Source organism: Altererythrobacter epoxidivorans (assembly GCF_001281485.1).
Lineage (GTDB): Bacteria > Pseudomonadota > Alphaproteobacteria > Sphingomonadales > Sphingomonadaceae > Erythrobacter > Erythrobacter epoxidivorans.
Genome location: NZ_CP012669.1, coordinates 1,576,706 through 1,594,120, shown reverse-complemented (window position 1 = coordinate 1,594,120; position 17,415 = coordinate 1,576,706). Strand labels below are relative to the sequence as shown.

At 62.6% G+C, this 17,415-nt stretch carries 21 protein-coding genes; 12 read left to right on the top strand and 9 right to left on the bottom strand.

Annotation, left to right across the window (positions count from 1 at the left end):
• Positions 1–2: 2 nt before the first annotated feature.
• A complete protein-coding gene (locus AMC99_RS07995) occupies positions 3–401 on the bottom strand; it encodes an MAPEG family protein (RefSeq protein ID WP_198143500.1) in 399 nt (132 codons plus the stop codon).
• 196 nt (positions 402–597) lie between these two features.
• Between AMC99_RS07995 and rpmF the strand changes: the two genes are divergently transcribed.
• From rpmF to AMC99_RS07975, 5 genes are all read left to right on the top strand, one after another.
• Complete coding sequence (gene rpmF / locus AMC99_RS13860; protein WP_083440120.1) at positions 598–777, top strand: 50S ribosomal protein L32; 180 nt, start codon at positions 598–600, stop codon at positions 775–777.
• 27 nt (positions 778–804) lie between these two features.
• Entirely contained in the window at positions 805–1,860 is a 1,056-nt protein-coding gene (gene plsX / locus AMC99_RS07990; protein WP_061925151.1) for a phosphate acyltransferase PlsX, read from the top strand.
• The gene (locus tag AMC99_RS07985; protein WP_061925147.1) at positions 1,857–2,822 is read left to right on the top strand and encodes a beta-ketoacyl-ACP synthase III; all 966 of its coding nucleotides are present in this window, start codon (positions 1,857–1,859) and stop codon (positions 2,820–2,822) included. Before plsX ends, AMC99_RS07985 begins: the two co-directional genes overlap by 4 nt.
• A 99-nt stretch (positions 2,823–2,921) precedes the next feature.
• Positions 2,922–3,221: an integration host factor subunit alpha gene (locus AMC99_RS07980; RefSeq protein WP_198143499.1), complete on the top strand. Its 300-nt coding sequence runs from the start codon at positions 2,922–2,924 to the stop codon at positions 3,219–3,221.
• 7 nt (positions 3,222–3,228) lie between these two features.
• Positions 3,229–3,654, top strand: coding sequence for a MerR family transcriptional regulator (locus tag AMC99_RS07975; protein WP_061925144.1), 426 nt, complete (start codon positions 3,229–3,231; stop codon positions 3,652–3,654).
• Here AMC99_RS07975 and AMC99_RS07970 read toward each other — a convergent pair.
• The 5 genes from AMC99_RS07970 to AMC99_RS07950 form a co-directional block, all read right to left on the bottom strand.
• On the bottom strand, positions 3,641–4,366 hold the full coding sequence (locus tag AMC99_RS07970; RefSeq protein ID WP_061925142.1) for a class I SAM-dependent methyltransferase: 726 nt from the start codon (positions 4,364–4,366) through the stop codon (positions 3,641–3,643). The two genes, AMC99_RS07975 and AMC99_RS07970, sit on opposite strands and share 14 nt — an antisense overlap.
• Complete coding sequence (gene smc, locus AMC99_RS07965) at positions 4,363–7,785, bottom strand: chromosome segregation protein SMC (RefSeq protein ID WP_061925139.1); 3,423 nt, start codon at positions 7,783–7,785, stop codon at positions 4,363–4,365. The genes AMC99_RS07970 and smc overlap by 4 nt, the downstream gene beginning before the upstream one ends.
• 28 nt (positions 7,786–7,813) lie before the next feature.
• Positions 7,814–8,575: a thioredoxin domain-containing protein gene (locus tag AMC99_RS07960; RefSeq protein ID WP_061925136.1), complete on the bottom strand. Its 762-nt coding sequence runs from the start codon at positions 8,573–8,575 to the stop codon at positions 7,814–7,816.
• Between the two features lie 100 nt (positions 8,576–8,675).
• Entirely contained in the window at positions 8,676–9,356 is a 681-nt protein-coding gene (locus AMC99_RS07955) for a DsbA family protein (protein ID WP_157058280.1), read from the bottom strand.
• Between the two features lie 5 nt (positions 9,357–9,361).
• Positions 9,362–9,916, bottom strand: coding sequence for a DUF721 domain-containing protein (locus tag AMC99_RS07950; protein ID WP_061925130.1), 555 nt, complete (start codon positions 9,914–9,916; stop codon positions 9,362–9,364).
• Positions 9,917–9,945: 29 nt separating this feature from the next.
• Between AMC99_RS07950 and AMC99_RS07945 the strand changes: the two genes are divergently transcribed.
• The gene (locus AMC99_RS07945; protein WP_061925127.1) at positions 9,946–10,983 is read left to right on the top strand and encodes an A/G-specific adenine glycosylase; all 1,038 of its coding nucleotides are present in this window, start codon (positions 9,946–9,948) and stop codon (positions 10,981–10,983) included.
• Here the strand turns inward: AMC99_RS07945 and AMC99_RS07940 are convergent.
• Complete coding sequence (locus AMC99_RS07940) at positions 10,980–11,201, bottom strand: hypothetical protein (protein ID WP_061925124.1); 222 nt, start codon at positions 11,199–11,201, stop codon at positions 10,980–10,982. The two genes, AMC99_RS07945 and AMC99_RS07940, sit on opposite strands and share 4 nt — an antisense overlap.
• Before the next feature lie 104 nt (positions 11,202–11,305).
• Between AMC99_RS07940 and AMC99_RS07935 the strand changes: the two genes are divergently transcribed.
• The 3 genes from AMC99_RS07935 to AMC99_RS07925 all read left to right on the top strand — a co-directional run bounded on the left by AMC99_RS07935 (position 11,306) and on the right by AMC99_RS07925 (position 14,179).
• Positions 11,306–12,616 carry a serine hydrolase domain-containing protein gene (locus AMC99_RS07935; protein WP_061925121.1) on the top strand — a complete coding sequence of 437 codons (1,311 nt, stop codon included), beginning with the start codon at positions 11,306–11,308 and terminating at the stop codon, positions 12,614–12,616.
• A gap of 91 nt (positions 12,617–12,707) precedes the next feature.
• Positions 12,708–13,490: an NAD(+) diphosphatase gene (nudC, locus tag AMC99_RS07930; RefSeq protein ID WP_232301545.1), complete on the top strand. Its 783-nt coding sequence runs from the start codon at positions 12,708–12,710 to the stop codon at positions 13,488–13,490.
• A complete protein-coding gene (locus AMC99_RS07925; RefSeq protein WP_061925115.1) occupies positions 13,487–14,179 on the top strand; it encodes a DsbA family oxidoreductase in 693 nt (230 codons plus the stop codon). The genes nudC and AMC99_RS07925 overlap by 4 nt, the downstream gene beginning before the upstream one ends.
• Here AMC99_RS07925 and AMC99_RS07920 read toward each other — a convergent pair.
• Both AMC99_RS07920 and mgtE read right to left on the bottom strand, forming a co-directional pair.
• A complete protein-coding gene (locus tag AMC99_RS07920; RefSeq protein ID WP_061925112.1) occupies positions 14,176–14,568 on the bottom strand; it encodes a DUF1489 family protein in 393 nt (130 codons plus the stop codon). The two genes, AMC99_RS07925 and AMC99_RS07920, sit on opposite strands and share 4 nt — an antisense overlap.
• Before the next feature lie 18 nt (positions 14,569–14,586).
• Positions 14,587–16,047, bottom strand: a complete 1,461-nt coding sequence (gene mgtE, locus AMC99_RS07915) for a magnesium transporter (protein ID WP_061925101.1) — start codon at positions 16,045–16,047, stop codon at positions 14,587–14,589.
• Positions 16,048–16,156: 109 nt separating this feature from the next.
• Here mgtE and AMC99_RS07910 point away from each other — a divergent pair, with 109 nt between their 5' ends.
• The 3 genes from AMC99_RS07910 to AMC99_RS07900 are packed head-to-tail and all read left to right on the top strand — an operon-like array spanning position 16,157 to position 17,403.
• On the top strand, positions 16,157–16,621 hold the full coding sequence (locus AMC99_RS07910) for a peptidylprolyl isomerase (RefSeq protein WP_061925098.1): 465 nt from the start codon (positions 16,157–16,159) through the stop codon (positions 16,619–16,621).
• A 21-nt stretch (positions 16,622–16,642) separates the two neighbouring features.
• Complete coding sequence (locus tag AMC99_RS07905) at positions 16,643–16,951, top strand: hypothetical protein (RefSeq protein WP_061925093.1); 309 nt, start codon at positions 16,643–16,645, stop codon at positions 16,949–16,951.
• Positions 16,948–17,403, top strand: a complete 456-nt coding sequence (locus AMC99_RS07900) for a hypothetical protein (protein ID WP_061925091.1) — start codon at positions 16,948–16,950, stop codon at positions 17,401–17,403. Before AMC99_RS07905 ends, AMC99_RS07900 begins: the two co-directional genes overlap by 4 nt.
• Positions 17,404–17,415 lie beyond the last annotated feature (12 nt).

Sequence of the window (17,415 nt, the reverse complement as noted above, 5' to 3'; positions counted from 1 at the left end):
GGTCACAGGACCCGCATGCCGATCAGTACCGCCACGATCGACAGTCCGAGCAGGACGAGCATAGTGACAAGGATGCCGAGCGAGCGGCCCCAGCCGAGCGAGCCGCCTTCCATGCCGAATCCGTGCAGGATGCGGCCGATGAAATAGGCGCCGGCGACATAGGGCAGCCAGCTGCCACCCTTTCCGGCGATCTCGATGACACCGACCAGCAGGACGACGAATGGCGCGCTTTCGACGAAATTGGCGTGGGCACGCATGCGGCGCGTGACGAGTTCGTTGCCGCCATCACCAATGCTGACCTTTTGCGACATGCGAACCTGCCCGACGCGAAGCATCAGCCAGATGGCGAGGATGCCGGCGGCAGCGGCGGACGAAAGCGTGACAGGCAACAGGATTTCCATGATATTCCCCTCCCAATTCAGGTTGCCGGATTGCTACCGGTGACTCCAATGGGTTGCAACGGCGGAAATATAGGCTATAGCGCGCGCCTTCCCGCCATGGCCGGGCCCGAATTTGTGCGCGCTACTTGTGCACCCTCGGACCTTGTCCTAGAGCGGCTCACAAATTGATTGATTTATTTGAGGAACAGGTGCCGGAATGGCTGTCCCCAAGAGAAAAGTATCGCCCCACCGTCGTGGTAATCGCCGTGCGCATGATTCGCTGAAGGTCGAAGCTCATCACGAGTGTTCGAACTGCGGTGAGCTGAAGCGTCCGCACAATCTGTGCCCGCACTGCGGCTTCTACAACGGTCGTGAGGTCGTCGCAGTCGGCCTTTAATCGACTGCTATTGCTGGAGAGACTGGGATGAGTTTGCCGCGTATCGCTGTTGATGCGATGGGCGGCGACGAAGGCGTGCGCGTGATGGTCGAGGGCGCAGCCCTTGCTCGTCGCCGTCACGACAAGTTCCAGTTCCTGCTGGTGGGCGACGAGACGCGGATCAAGGCCGCTCTCGAAGATCATCCCAACATGCGCGGCGCGTCCGAGATCCTCCACTGCGACGATGTCGTGGGCGGGGACGAACTGCCTAGCCGTGCGCTACGCCGTGCCAAGACCACGTCGATGGGGCTCGCGGTCAATGCCGTGAAGGAAGGCCGTGCCGGCGCCGCGGTGAGCGCTGGGAACACCGGCGCTCTCATGGCGATGAGCAAGCTTGCCCTGCGCACCATGCCCGGGATCGACCGGCCCGCACTTGCGGCCTTGCTGCCGACACTCGAAGAACACGACGTGATCATGCTCGACCTCGGTGCCAACACCGATGCCGATGCCCGCAACCTCGTCCAGTTCGCCGTGATGGGTGCAGCCTATTCGCGCATCGTCAACGGTTTCGAGAAGCCGCGTGTGCGCCTTCTCAATATCGGCACCGAAGAGATCAAGGGCACCGAATCGCTGCGCGATGCAGCGGCGCAGTTGCAGGCTGCGACAGGTCTCGCGATGCAGTTCGACGGTTTCGTCGAAAGCGACAAGATCAACCGCGGCGAAGTCGACGTGGTGGTGACAGACGGTTTTTCGGGCAATATTGCGTTGAAAGCCATCGAAGGGGCGGCGCGTTTCGTGACCGACTTGCTACGCACCGCCTTCACCAGTTCGCTACGTTCGAAGATCGGCTTCCTCGTGTCGCGCCCTGCGACCGAATTGCTGAAGCACCATCTCGACCCCAACAATCACAATGGCGCGGTTTTCCTCGGCCTCAACGGCGTGGTCGTGAAAAGCCATGGCAGCGCCACGGCCAAGGGCGTCGCCAATGCGGTCGAAGTGGCCGCGCGTCTTCTCGAAGACGACATCACCAATCGCATTGCCGACGATCTTGCCGCACTGGGCAAGGAAGACGGCAACGTTCCCGAAGACGAGGCTGCCGAGTGATCCGATCCCATTTTCGCGGTAGCGGTTCGGCCCTGCCCGAACGCTGTGTCACCAATGCCGAACTGGCAAGCCAGGTGGACACGAGCGACGAATGGATCGTTGAACGCACCGGCATTCGCCAACGTTATATCGCTGGCGAGGGGGAGACGACCTCGACCCTCGCAATCGACGCGGCAAAAGCGGCCTGTGCCGATGCCGGCGTAGATCCCAAGACTGTGGACCTGATCGTCCTCGCTACGGCGACCCCGGACAACACTTTTCCCGCGACCGCTACCAAGGTCCAGCATGCGCTCGGCGCGAACGGTGGTATTGCGTTCGATGTCGCCGCGGTTTGTTCGGGCTTCCTTTATGCGCTCGCTGCGGCCGACTCGATGCTGCGCACCGGCATGGCAAAGCGTGCGCTGGTGATCGGCGCGGAAACCTTCAGCCGGATTCTCGACTGGGAAGATCGCACGACCTGCGTTCTGTTCGGCGACGGTGCCGGCGCCATCCTTCTCGAAGCTGAAGAAACCGATGACGAGGAAGCTGGCGTCATTGCCACGCAGCTCCACGCCGACGGCGCACAGCATGACCTGCTGTATGTCGATGGCGGACCTTCGACCACGCAAACCGTCGGCCACCTACGAATGAAGGGGCGCGAGGTATTCCGCCACGCCGTCGTCAACCTCGCCGAAGTTCTTGGCGAAGTGCTTGAAGATTCAGGGCATTCCATGTCCGATGTCGACTGGGTGGTGCCGCACCAGGCCAATGCCCGCATCCTCGATGCGACTGCGCGCAAGCTCGGTATCGAGGCTGAACGCGTGGTCGTGACCGTCGATCGCCACGCCAACACTTCGGCTGCATCCGTTCCGCTCGCTTTCGACACCGCCCGCAAGGATGGCCGTATCAAATCGGGCGATCTGGTGATGTTCGAAGCCATGGGTGGCGGCTTCACCTGGGGTGCCAGCCTGGTCCGGGTCTGACGATTTCCACCGAAATACGCCTCCGGCGTTGCGAAATCCCGAATTAATCCATAAGGTATAAGCAGTTGTCAGGGTCGCGCTGATGATGGGAGAATGCAAATGATGCGTTCGGTGGGCACTCTGACTCGCGCCGATCTGGCTGAAACGATCAATCGGAAAATGGGATTTTCGCGGGCGGAATCGCTCGACATGGTGGAATCCATCCTCGAAAAGATGAGCGAAGCGCTGGCCGACGGCCAGAACGTCAAGATTTCCGGTTTCGGAAGTTTCATTCTCCGCGACAAGCGCGAACGCGTAGGCCGCAACCCCAAGACCGGCGTCGAAGTTCCGATCACCCCGCGCCGGGTGATGACCTTCCGCGCAAGCCAGCTCCTCAAGGAGCGGGTAGCCAAGGGCTGACGGGATCATGGCCGATTTCCACGATGGCAAGGATGAGGGGGCTCTCAGGACCATTGGGGAAGTCGGCGAAGCGCTCGGAATAAAGCCGCACGTCCTGCGTTACTGGGAACAGCAGTTTCCGATGCTCAAGCCGCTGAAACGCAGCGGTGGCCGGCGCTATTATCGCCCAGAAGATGTCGAACTGGTCCAAACGATCGACCGGCTCGTCAATCGAGAAGGCTACACGCTCAAGGGGGCAAAGGCCGCGATCAAGGGCGGGAAGGGCGGAGCGTCTGTCGAAGCGACCAGTCCCTCCGTTGCCAATGAAGCGCCGCAACGTGCGGCAACCCATGCGGAACTGCATCTGGGCCTGGATGATGCGCTATCTGCCGCCGATATCCTGCCTCAACTGAAAGCGATCCGCAGCCGCCTCGCCGCGATTATCGAGGCTTAGAGCCGCACACGCCCGAGGCGCATCCGAAGAAGAATTTGCGGTAGCTTACTTCAAGTCCACATTGCTCTAGCAGGGTGGCAAAGCCGGCCGCGTTTCCGAAGTTGGTCGAATAACGCCCGATCATGGAGAAATCCTGAGCTCCACGCAGGAGGGTCTTCTCGACCAGTGGAAGCACCGTCTTGAGATGGAAAAGATAAAGCCATCGAAACCACCAGCCTTTTGGATCTGATGCCTCAATGAACGCGAAACGACCACCGGGCTTCAATACATGCGAGACCAATTCGGCAAGCTTGGCATGCTGCTCATGATTGAAAGTCTTGAGACCGAAAGTCGATACGACGAAGTCTGAGCTCGAGGCCGGTAGCTCGCTGGCGAGCACGTTGTCCTCGATGAAACTGATCTTGTGCGCGCGCATTTCGTGCAGACGGCTCAAGGCTCGCTTATGCATGCCTGGTGAAATGTCGACGGCACAAATAGACTGGATGTTGGGATATTGTTTGAGGAGGTGTGGCCAGACTTCTCCAGTTCCGGCCATAAGGTCGTAACCTTTTAGGTCACCGCTGCTTAATTCAAGCATTTCAGCGCATTGTCGGCGCCAAATCTCGGTGAAACCCAGCGAACATATTGTGCTGAAGGCGATGTACTTGTCAGAGCATCGATCAAAGATATCCCTGACGTAGTCGGGATCGTAAATATCGATCTCGCTCGTCACTCGGCCGCCATCAACTCCGCCTCGCCTAGATCGACGCTGACGAGACGCGAGACGCCCTTTTCCGCCATGGTTACGCCGAACAGGCGATGCATCCGGCTCATCGTAACGGCATTGTGGGTGACGATGAGGTAGCGCGTCCTGGTTTCGCGGACCATCGAATCGAGCAGGTCGCAGAACCGTTCCACATTCGCATCATCGAGAGGCGCATCGACTTCGTCGAGCACGCAGATCGGGGCCGGATTGGTCAGGAACAGTGCGAAGATCAGCGCGGTTGCGGTCAAGGCCTGCTCGCCGCCTGACAGCAGGGTCAGCGATTGGAGCTTCTTGCCCGGCGGCTGGGCGAAGATTTCGAGGCCGGCTTCCAGCGGGTCGTCGCTGTCGATCAGGGCGAGATGCGCGCTGCCGCCCTGGAACAGCCGGACGAACAGGCGCTGGAAGTGGCCGTTGACCTCGTCGAATGCTGCTCGGAGCCTTTCGCGGCCCTCGCGGTTGAGGTTGCCGATCGAACCGCGCAACCGGTTGACCGCCTCGACCAGTTCGGCCTGTTCGCTGGCGCTGGCTCCGTGCTCTTCTTCGATCCGGGCGAGCTCGTCTGCTGCCACGAGGTTGACCGGCCCGATCCTTTCGCGGCTGGCGGTCAGGCGGTCCATTTCCTCCGCTTCTGCGCCCGCTTTTCCGATCTGTCCGGGCTCGAAGTCGAACCGTTCGGCGAGCATGGGCGGCGGGCACTGGAAGCGTTCGCCCGATATCCGCGCCATCTCGCCCCGGCGCGCCTCTTCATTCTCTGCCCGCGCAGCGAGGCCGGCACGCGATTCACGCGCGGTTGCGAGAGCTTCGTTCGTCTCGGCAAAATTGCGATCGGCCTGATTGAGTGTTTCCTGGCGCTCCGCGACGATCCGCTCTGCGGCGGCCAGCTCTTCGCCCAGCTTCGCGCGCATGACGTCGCCCTGCTCGATCTCCTTGATCAGCCCTTCCGGCTTGGCGGCGACGACAGCACGTTCCTGCTCGATTTCCTCGAGCCTGTTCGCTGTGTCGGCCATTCGTGCGGCGGCTTCTCCCGAACGCTGTTCCCAGTTCGATTTTTCGGAGCGCTGCGCAGCCGTCCGTTCGCGCGCGACTGCCAGTCCCTGGTCATGAGCGGCAAGTTCCGCTGCTGCCGATTGCACCGCTGATTTCGCGGCCTCGTGCTTCGCCTGTGCTGCCTCAAGCTGGGCGCGCCCGGCATCGGGCGGGGGAAGGGCGGCACGCTTATCCTGCGCCGATTTCAGCTCTTTTTCGGCCTGCGCCAGTTGCTCGGCCAGATCCTTTTCCGCATCGGCCAGTTCGGCGAGGCGGGCGGCAAGTCGTTCGCGAGCGGCCTCTGCCTGATCGAGCGCGCGCAGGGCATGCCGCTCGTCCTCGATGGCAGCGGCGATGCCGCGTTCCTGCGCCACCAGATCGGCGCCGAGGGCCGAGAGCGCATCGCGCGCTTCCTGCTCTTCGGTTTCCGCCTTTTCAATGGCAGTGCGCAGAGATGGCAGTTGCCCTTCCAGTTCGGCCAGGCGGTTGGCCGCTTCCAGTCGCGCCGCTTCCGCTGCACCCTCGCCGCGGGCGATAAAGCCGTCCCACCGCCTGAGGTGCCCGGCGAGCGTGACCAGCCACTCGCCGGGACCCAGGTCTCGGCCATCGTCGCTATCTGCGACGTGAACGAGCGCAAGGCGTGCCTTAAGTTCCTGTGGGCATTGCGTAACATGGTCGAGGACGCTGTCGGCGACCGCTTTCGGGGCGTCAGTTCCCGTCCAGAAACGGCCATCGGTATCCTGCGCCGGTTTGCCGAGTGGCGACTTCGCGTCCCGGCCCAGCACCGCCGCGATTGCGCGCTCGTAACCCGGTTCGACGCCAAGCTTGTCGAGCGCAGTGGGAAGGCCCTTGCGCTGTTCGGCCTGGCGTTCGCGCGCATCGCGGTCCCGGGCCAGCGCGTTGTATTCGCGTTCGATCCCTGCAAGTTCGGCCTTGGCAGAGGAAAGCGCGGTCGATGCCTGGTCGCGCCGTTCCTGCAGATCGGATTTGCGCGACTGCGCCTGTTCCAATCGCGCACGCAGCTGGACGAGCTTTCCGGCGGCTTGCTTGGCAGCTGCCTGCGCTTCGCTGACGGCGATTTCGGGATCTCCGCTAGCACCCAGTTCAGCTCTCGTGCGCTCATGACGCTCGCTATCGCTGCGCAAACGGGCAAGCCGGTTTTCGGCCTGCGTGATCTCGGCCTCGGCCACGCGCCACTCGGCCTCGACACCTGCGTGATCGGCCGTCGCCTTGGCCAGAGCGAGTTCGGCCGTACGGCTGGCACGTTCGGTATCTTCCGATTTTGCGAGCAGGGCAGGGCGCCGCGCTTCGTCCGCTTCAAGCGCCTTGACGCTGGCGACGAGGTCGCGTTCGAGCCGGGCGAGCGCTTCAGCCGCATCCCGCGTCAGGCGGTCGGCGTTTCCGCGATCTTCCTCGAGACGAATTTTCTGCCGGTCGAGATCGGCAAGGCGTTGTTCTGCTGCTTCCAGTTGGCTCGAAAGCGCAGCCATGCGGTGGCCGTGGGCGCTGGCGTCGTCGCGCCGGTCGGCAAGTTCTTCGCGGGCTTCGGCAATTGCCGCAGCGGCAGCGGCTTGCGCCTTTTGCGCTTCGTCGCTCGCAACCTTGGCCTGGGCGACTTTTTCGTCCGCCGTCTTCGCGGCCTTGCGTGCTTCGTCGGCAGCCGCGGCAGCATCGCGCCAACGAGCGTAGAGCAACCGCGCCTCGGCCACTTTGATTTCGTCCGAAAGCTTTTTGTAGCGTTCGGCCTGCTTTGCCTGGCGCCTCAGCGACGACATCTGCGCATCGAGACCCGCCATCAGGTCTTCAAGGCGCTCCAGGTTCTTCTCGGTCGACTTGAGCTTGCTCTCTGCATCCTTCTTGCGGACGTGGAGACCGGCAATGCCGGCTGCCTCTTCAAGCATCTGCCGCCGTTCGGTCGGCTTGGCTGCAATGACCTGGGCAATCTTGCCCTGGCTTACCAGAGCGGGGCTGTGCGCCCCGGTTGCGGCATCGGCGAAGGTAAGGGCAACGTCCTTGGCGCGAACATCGCGTCCGTTTACGCGATAGGCACTGCCGGCACCGCGCTCGATGCGGCGGGTGACCTCCAGTTCTTCACCTTCGGAATCGCTCGCCTGCAGCACGACTTCGGCGAAATCGCGCGCAGGGCGGCTTTCGGTGCCGGCGAAGATGACGTCTTCCATTCCGCCCGAGCGCATGGATTTGGGCGAGTTCTCGCCCATGACCCAGCGGATCGCTTCGAGAAGGTTGGATTTGCCGCAGCCGTTGGGGCCGACAACGCCGGTCAGTCCGGGCTCGATACGCAGTTCGGCAGGCTCGACGAAGCTCTTGAAACCGCTGAGCTTGAGCCGGCTGATCTCCATCGAGCTGTCTGCCCCCCGTTACCGCGCCTTACCGGGCGCCGGCCCTCTGCAGGGCAACCTCGACCTGGGTCCACGACCGTTCGGTCGGCGACATTTCGAGCCGCCTTCCGTTCAGTTCGAAAGTCGGCGTCCCGGTGACGTTGTCGTCCTCGCTGTAGGACTGCGAGAGCTTGGCGTATTCCTCAAGCTTCGCAAAATCGGCGAGGCAGGTCTGTGCCTGTTCCTTGCTGATGCCGCGGGCGGCGAAGAAATCGTACAGCCCGGCAACTTCGGCGAATGCGACGAAGCGCTGGTCTTCAGGCAGCTTGAGCGAACGTTCGAGCGCGCCCTGATCTGCATAGGCACGCTGCTGGATTGCAGGAAGGTTCGCCCAGACCTGGTCAGCCAGCGGAACGGCCGCTTCAGGGGCGCCGCAACCGATCAAGGCGGTCAAAGCGAGGTCGAGCGGGCCGTGGATGATGAAGCTGCGGAATTCGAAGCTCACACGTCCCGAATTGACGTAGTTTTCAATCAGCGGGCGCGAAGCGTCGACGGAGAATTGCGCACAACCCGGGCAGGTCAGCGAACCGTATTCGACCAGCTTGATCGGCGCTTCGGGATTGCCGACGACGTAACCGCCGCGATCGTTATAGGCCACCACGCTGTCCCAGGTCTGACCTTCGGGTGCGGCAACGGCGGCGACGGGTTCACCCTGCGGTGCATCTTCCGCTTCTTCGGAACTGCATGCGGCGAGGCCGAGCGCGAGCGGGGCGGCGAGGGTGGCAAATGCGATTTTACGTAGGGTCGTCATGTCGCTTTCTCTTGGGTCTGGAGGGGGAGGCTATACGAAGGGTGACGCAGGTAGAAGCTCCCGACGGCGCTTTCCACAGCTTGTCCCACGGTAAAACGGGTCAGAAATTGGTAGAAAGGGCTTTTTGCAGCGCTGGCCAGCCATGAACACCGGGAAGCAGCTTGCCATCGACGGCAAAGCTGGGGGTCGACTTGACCCCGAATGTCTTTGCATCGTCGAGCGTATTGGCCACCAGCTTGTCCATGGCGGCCTTGTCCGCCAGGCATGTGTCGACCGCGACGTTGTCGTAACCGCGGGTCTTCATCATGTCGTAGAAGCCGAGCGCACTCGCCGCCTCGCGGAAACCGGCGGCATCCCCTCTGGCCCACCGTTGCAGCTGCGCCGGGGTCGCCTTCTGCGCGATGGGGAGCCAGCTCGACTGGCGGATCATGAACATGGTATGGTTCTGGAGGAATTTCTTTTCGGGCCCGCACTGGACCAGTCGCGATGCGACCAGGTCCACCACGTTGCGGATATAGGGCCTGATTTCCATCTTCATCTTGCCCGGCCCGACATAGGCCATCTGCAGCGGCGCTTCGCCCTCGATCGCGAAATGGGCGCAGTGGGGGCAGGTATAGCTGACGAATTCGGTCAGCGTCGTCTTGGCTTCGGGATTTCCGACCAGGTGGCCGCGCTCGGTTTCGACGACCTTGGTATTCCAATTGCCCGTCGCAGCGATCGTCCCGGCAGCGCCGATCACGATCGCGACAAGGTCAAGCGTCTTTTTCAACTTCGTCTTCATCGACTTCAAACGTCCCCACCATTCTCGCTGTCGCCCAGGCTGCGGGCGAGCGATTCCAGCACCGTCCGCAGTTCCGGATCACCGATGTCGCGCAGGCTGTCGCCCAGTTCCATAGGTATCGGTTTCAGCGAAGGCGGTGCCTTCGGCCGACTTTCAGCAGTTCTTGGCTTAACCTCGCCTTGCCGCAGCTTTACCCGCGACACGGCCTTGTAACCGAAGAACCGGTTCACGCGCTCCATGATCTCGGGGATCACCTGCTGGATCAGCGGTGCGTGGGCGCCGGTCACGACCAGTTGCAGGATGCCGTCCGATTTCTCTCCCGGCGGGAATCGGATCGCTTCGGGCATGCAGATCTTCGAGTGATGCTCGCCCACAATCTCGGGCCAGCGGGTGACCACGCTGCTCTGCACGAAACCGAAGCGGCGAAATGCCGTGCGGCCGATCTGCGGCATAAGTTCGCCGATGGGTTTGGGCCCGCCGCCTCGCGGGCGCTGCCATTCGCGCGCCTTGCCAGGCGATTTGCGTTTTGGCGGAGTTTTCGGTGTTTCGTCCCGTTCCATTACACGCCAGCCAATGCCATAGGCGGCGCGTGACTGCCAGCGACAACACGATTTCGGACACATTGCTCCACTGGTACGACGAGCATGCACGCGACCTGCCGTGGCGGGCGAGGCCCGGCGAGCCTGCGCCCGATCCTTATCGCGTGTGGCTGTCGGAAGTCATGCTCCAGCAGACCACTGTGGCGGCGGTAAAGCCCTATTTCGAGAAATTCACTTCCACCTGGCCAACGGTGGACGCGCTGGCCGCCGCAGAAGAAGCGGAGGTGATGGGTGCCTGGGCTGGCCTTGGCTATTATTCCCGGGCGCGAAACCTGGCGAAATGCGCCCGCGAAGTTGCGGGGCGCGGAAGTTTTCCCGACACTGAGGCAGAATTGCGCAAGCTGCCGGGGGTCGGCGACTACACCGCAGCAGCGATTGCGGCGATTGCGTTCGAGAGACGCGCCGTGGTGATCGATGCAAATGTCGAACGCGTCGTTGCGCGCCTGTTCGACATCCGGGAAACCTTGCCGCAGGCCAGAAAGGTGATCCGGGCGCGGGCGGAGGAGATCACTCCGGAACACAGATCGGGCGATTTCGCGCAGGCGATGATGGACCTCGGCAGCGGGATATGCACTGCGCGCGCCCCGAAGTGCCTACTGTGTCCCCTTTCAGCGCAGTGCGAGGGGCGCAAGGCAGGCGATCCTGCCGAGTTGCCCATAAAGGCGCCGAAAAAGTCGAAACCCGAGCGGGTCGGTCAGGCATTTTGGATCGAGCGCGATGGCCATGTCTGGCTCGTCACGCGCAAGGGATCAGGGATGCTCGGCGGGATGCGAGCCTTGCCGGATGACGGCTGGACGGCGCAGCAGGACGGATCGGCTGAGCCACTGCCTGTTGGTGAATGGAACAGGCTCGGAGCCGTGAAGCACGTCTTCACCCACGCGGCATTGACGCTGTCGGTGCTGCGCTACGAAGGGACGCAGGATCCTGTCGAGGAGGGAGAATGGTGGCCGCTCGACCGTCTGGATGAAGCCGGCCTACCGACACTTTTCGCCAAGGCTGCGCGGCTCGCGACCGCGCAATCGGGTTAGAGCACGCCGCCGCCCAGGCTGAGGCGGACCACTGCGATCAATCCGACGACGAGGCAAAAGTTGCGTCCGCTCCGGCTCGACGAAAGCTGACCTGTAGCCACGCCAATCGCGATCAGGGGAAGCGCAAGCCAGTTGGCCCAGCCGAGCAGTGGAATCTGCGCCGGAATGACGATGACCAGCGAGACGATACCGATGAGGATGGAAAGAAAGTTCAGCATGTGTCTTATATGGGTAGCACAGTTAATCCATGCAAGAGCCGATTGACCTGACACCGCGGTTTGATCATTGGTTTCAAAACAGTTTTGAGAGAGGACCTGACCAAATGGCATTCCGGACATTCGAATCCGTCAGCATTTCACGTCGCAGCCTGTTCCGTTCGAGCGCCTATCTTGCAGCCGGCGGAGCAATGGCGACACTGCCGTTCGGGCGCGAATTGCTGGCTTCGGACGCTGCGGCAAGCTGGCCTGCGGTTACCGCAAAGATCAACGAGTATGTTGCGGCCCGCAAGATCCCGAACATGGTTGCAGCCTTCGGTTGGGGCGATGAAGAGCCGCAGGCAATTTCACGCGGCAAGCTGCGTTTCGGGCAGGCACCGCAGGCCGATATGGATTCGCTCTATCGCGTTTATTCGATGACCAAGCCGATCACGGGCATGGCTGCGATGATGCTGATTTCCGATGGCAAGCTCGGCCTCGACCAGCCAATTGCCGATTTCATACCCGGCTTTGCAAACATGCGGGTGCTCAAGAAAGCTGACGGCCCGCTCGACGACACGGTTCCGGCAGACCGCCCGATTACCGCGCGCCACCTGATGACGCATACCGCTGGGCTCGGATACGACATCGTGACCAAGGGACCGCTGCTCGACGCCTATCGCAAGAACGGCATTGTCGGCGGCCAGGTCAGCCGTATTCCGCTGCCGGGCCAGTCCCGGACCGAACCCGCGCCGGGCCTTGCCGCCTTTGCTGATCGCGTTGCGAAGCTGCCGCTGATTGCGCAGCCGGGAACGGAGTGGAGCTATTCGATCGGGCTCGACGTGCTGGGCCGGGTGATCGAAGTTGCCTCTGGCCAGAGTTTCGAAAGCTTCCTTCAGGATCGCATGTTCGGCCCGGCCGGAATGACCAGCACCTTCTTCCGCGTGCCGGAGAGCGAGGTAGATCGCTTCACGGACAATTACGGCATTCTCAACGGCATGCCGTTGCCGATGGATCCGGCCAAGGCGTCGATCTATCTCGACAAGCCGCCGATCCACTGGGGCGGGTCGGGCCTTGTCATGAGCCCGCGCGACTATGACCGTTTCCTCAAGATGGTGCTCGGTTACGGCAAGATCGACGGGAAGCGCGTGATGAGCGAGCCTGCGGTGCGCGTCGGCACCTCGAACCTGCTGCCCAAGGCGGTCAATGTCGACAAGACCTGGATCGCCGGTCAGGGCTTCGGCGCAGGCGGCCGGGTCGTTGGCCAGACATATGGCTGGGGCGGCGCTGCCGGTACACTCGGCTCGGTCGATTTCGGCAGCGGCCTCCGCGCGGGACTGTTCGTCCAGTATATGCCTTCGGATGCCTTCCCCATTCGCGACGAATTCCTCGCCGCGCTGGAAGCGGACATGAAGGCAATGAAGGGCAAGGCGATCTGATTTGACCGGGACAAGACCTCTTTCATTCGCAGGTTCGCCGCTCGACCGCGCGGACAACCTCCGCGCCGATCCGGATGCCCTTGCCGGGATGATGAACTGGAAGGCGCGGCTGCTGCTGCTCGACGGATTGATGCCGTCGATCGGCGATGACGGGCGGCTCGCCTGGGGCAGCCTGGCCGATGCAGCAGAGGATGCCGAACTGGTTTTCCTCGGGCTCGACGATGGCAAGGCGTGCTTCGTTGCGGTGCCGGGTCGCGGCGATGCGGCACCTCGGATGGCGAACCCGCAGCTGTGGTCATTGATGGCCAGCATGGAGCCGGGCGACCTCGCGCTATACGGCGGCGCTCGCAGCATTGCCGACTGGCATGCACGGCACCGCTTCTGCGCCCAATGCGGGGCTGAAACCTCCCTCGCTAAGGGCGGTTGGCAGCGCAATTGCGGCAGCTGCGGAGCGCAGCATTTCCCCCGAACCGATCCGGTCACGATCATGCTGGTCGAACATGAAGGGCGCGTCATGCTCGGGCGGGGCAAGGGGTGGCCAGAGGGTCGCTTCAGTGCGCTTGCCGGCTTTGTCGAACCGGGCGAGACGATCGAAGAGGGCGTTCAGCGCGAGGTGTTCGAGGAATCGGGCGTCCGCGTGCGGGACGTCAGCTATATTGCCAGCCAGCCGTGGCCTTTCCCCAGCCAGTTGATGATCGGCTGTCACAGCTATGCGGATGACGATGCGCTGGTGATCGACGAAACCGAAATGGCCGAGATCAACTGGTACACACGCGACGAAGTGACTTCCGCACTTGCGGGCTCCGGTCCGTTTGTCGCGCCGCCACCGCATGCGATCGCGCACCATTTGCTGCACTGGTGGGTGTCGCGATGACAGCGCCGCAGCGGATGACGATCGACATCTGGTCCGATGTCATGTGCCCGTGGTGCTACGTCGGCTGGGGCAATCTGACGCAGGCACTCGAGGTTCTGGACGGCGAGATCGAGGCCCAGATCCGCTGGCATGCGTTCGAACTGAACCCCGACATGCCGCCTGAAGGCGAAGAGCGGACGGCCCATATTGCCCGCAAGTACGGGCGCAGTATCGACGATTCCAAGGCTGTGCAGGGCCGGATGCGCGAAGCTGCCGAGGTTGCGAAAGTCTCGCTCGATTACGAGGGCGACCGTCATGGCGATGAAGCCCCGCCTGCGATGATGTGGAACACGCGCGATGCGCACAAACTGCTGACGTGGGCGCTGGAAGAAGCCGGACCGCAGGCGCAGACCACGCTCAAGCTCGCATTGTTCAGGGCGCACTTCAACGAACGGCGCGATGTCTCCGACCATGAAGTCTTGCTCGACGTTGCCTCATCTGCCGGATTGCACCGCGAAGCGGCGAAGGCTGCGCTCGCCAGCGAAGAGCTCGATGCGCGCGTGCTGGCCGAGGAACGCGCCGCATGGGACATGAACATCACCGGGGTTCCGGCGATGGTCGTGAATGGCAAATTCATGATACCGGGCGCGCAGGGGCCGGAAACCTATGTCACCGCCCTGCGCAGGGTAGCCGAAAAGACAGCGGCCTAGATCAGGCCCAGCCGCTCCAGCTTGCCAGCCAGCCTTCCGGGCAGCACGTCACCCACATCCTCGCCGTCCTTCAGGTCCCGCGGGGCGTTCTCTTCGGCAAGATAACGCCAGCCCTGGTGCGCGCGCTTTGGTGCTGGGTGGACGAGGATCAGTTGCGGGTCGAGCCAGATCGTCCAGCGGCCATCCTTGCGCTGCTCGAATTCGCGGATCGGGCTGCGTGCCTTGATCGTGTGATCGAGGATCCAGTAGAGCGATCCGCCGATCATCTCTTCATGACGCTTGGGCAGGTATCGCGTCGTCATTTCCGCACGGCTGCCTGATTCGACCCAGCGTCGCAGGTTGTCGATGCTGCCCGAACGGTAGGCGATCTTGGTCATGTGAAGCGGCATGTTCTGCCAGATAGGGTGTCAGGCGGCGGAGACCAAGCCGCTGGCAACTGCCAGCCCCAGAAAGGCGAAAAAGCCCATCGAATCCGTGATCATCGTCACGAACACGCTCGACGCCACGGCAGGGTCCTGATCGAGCCGCTCGAAGATGACCGGGACCAGCACGCCGGCCAAGCCCGCGACCGCGATGTTGATGATCATGGCGGTAGCGATCACTCCGCCCAGCATGGGATTGAAGATCAGGCTAGTTGCGATCCCGATCAGCACCGCGACGGTTGCCCCGTTGAGCAATGCGACGCGCATTTCGCGCCAGACGATCCGCCAGGTATTGGCGCGCGTCAGCTGGTTGGTGGCAATGGCGCGAACCGAAACGGCCATGGTCTGCGTACCGGCATTGCCGCCGATGCTTGCGACGATCGGCATCAGGACGGCGAGCGCCACCAGCTTTTCGATCGCAGCACCGAACATGGCAATGATCAGTGATGCGACCAACGCCGTGCCGAGGTTTGCGATCAGCCAGCGTACGCGGCTGACATAGGCTTCGCGGATCGGTTCGTTGATGTCGCCGTCGCCAGCACCCGACAGCAGCAGGACGTCTTCGCCCGCCTCTTCGGAGATGATGTGGACGACGTCGTCGACCGTCATCTGGCCGACCAGCCTGCCATCGTCATCGGTCACGGCGGCAGAGATCAGGCCGTATTTCTGGAACATCAGGGCGACCTCTTCCTGATCCATCGTAACCGGGATCAGCGTCTGGTCGCGTTTCATGACGTCGGTCAGCGCAACGTTGCGGGGCGCAGTCAAAATCCACGACAACGCGCAGGTCCCGACCGGGTGATGCATATGGTCGACCACGAAGACTTCGAAGAAATCGTGCGTCAGGTCACCTTCCTCGCGCAGATAATCGATCAGGCCGCCCACGGTCATGTGTTCGGGTACCGCGACGAAATCGCGGTTCATCAGGCGGCCGGCGGTTTCCTCGGGATAGGCGAGGGCGCTTTCGATCGCGATGCGATCTTCTGCCTCCATCTCGGCAAGAACGGCCTGCTGGTCGTCCTCGTCCAGATCCTCGATCAGCTGGACGGCGTCGTCGGTTTCCAGCTGCTCGACGATGGTCGCGACCGCTTCAGGGGCGAGCGCTTCCATCATGTCCTCGCGGACGTGATCGTTGAGCTCTGCGATGACCTCGCTGCTCATCAGATCGGTGATGGCTGCGGCCAGCAAGGCGCGGTCTTCGCGGTCGAGAAGTTCGAGAAGGTCGGCGATGTCGGCCGGATGCAACGGCTCGACAAGGTCATAAACCTCGCCCTTTTCACCCTCTTCCAGCGCATCGCGAACGGCGCGCAGATATTCGGGCTTCAGGCGGTTTTCCTCGTCGTGCCGCTCGTCGTCGATGCGGTCGTCGGGGTGCGGGCCGTCCTCTGCCGGAATATCGGCAGCCTGCACTTCCAGCAGGTCTTCGTCGTGGATCGGCTCGGTCATGGGGTGTGGTCTAGGCAGGAGGGTCGGAATTGCAAGACGCGATCAGCCTTGGGGGTGACTCGTCCCCACAAGTCTCTATATCCCCCGGCCAAACCAAGGAGATTCATTTATGGCCGACCAGACGCTGACCTTCACGCTCGATACCGGAGACGGCGAGGGCAAGGATGTCGTCATCAAGCTGCGTCCCGACCTTGCGCCGGGCCACGTCGAACGCATTTCCGAGCTCGCCAAAGAAGGTTTCTATGACGGCGTCGTTTTCCACCGCGTGATCCCGGGCTTCATGGCCCAGGGCGGTGACCCGACGGGCACCGGCATGGGCGGCAGCGACCGTCCTGACCTCAAGGCGGAATTCAATGCCGAACCGCACGTGCGCGGCACCTGCTCGATGGCGCGTTCGAGCTTCCCCGACAGCGCCAATTCGCAGTTCTTCATCTGCTTCGAAGACGCGCACTTCCTCGACGGCCAGTACACCGTCTGGGGCGAGGTAACGAGCGGCATGGAACATGTCGACGCGCTGCCCAAGGGCGAGCCGCCGGCAAATCCGGGCAAGATCGTCAAGGCGACGGTAGCCTGATCCGACACGGGAGCCAGTCTTGTGACTGCACAGTTCTGGCTCCTGGTCTTTGCCAGCCTCGCCATCGGTTATGGTGCAGGCTGGTTCACCCCGCGAATCAGGCGGCTCGGCCGTGTGGCGAGATGGATCGGCTTCGGCCTCCTGCCATTCTGGGCCTACGTGGCTGTCATGGCTACGAGCACGCCGACCGGCACCCTGCGCGAGGATTTCGCGTGGTTCATGGTCGGGCTGATGATGCTTTCGCCGGTGATCCTTCCATGGATCGTCGGTTTTGTCAGCGCGACGATACTCTTGCGGCGGCAATCCGCTGAAGCCGGAGCCCACGCTTGACCGACGAGACTTTCGCCAAATCGCTCGGCCGGCTTGCGCAAGCAATGTCGGGTGCCCGTGACGACTGGTGGGTGATCGGTAGCGCTGCCGTCGCCCTCCATGGCGGCGAACCCGGTTCAATCGCCGATATCGACGTGATCGTGTCGCGGCGCGATCTCGACGCGCTTTATGCCCGACTGCCGCTCAGCAATTCGCCTGACGAGAGCAAGCCGATGTTCCGTTCCGAGCTTTTCGGCATTTGGAGCGAACCGGCGATTGCTGTCGAGTTCATGACCGGCCTCGACGTTCGCGTCGGCGACGAATGGTACCGTATCGAACCCGTGACCAGGACGCGGGTCTCGCACTGTGGATGCGAAGTCTTCGCACCGGAGCTCGACGAACTTGTCACGATCCTCGAGATTTTCGGGCGCGAGAAGGATCTCGACCGCGCGGCGTCGCTGCGAAAGAATTGAACCGCGCCAGCG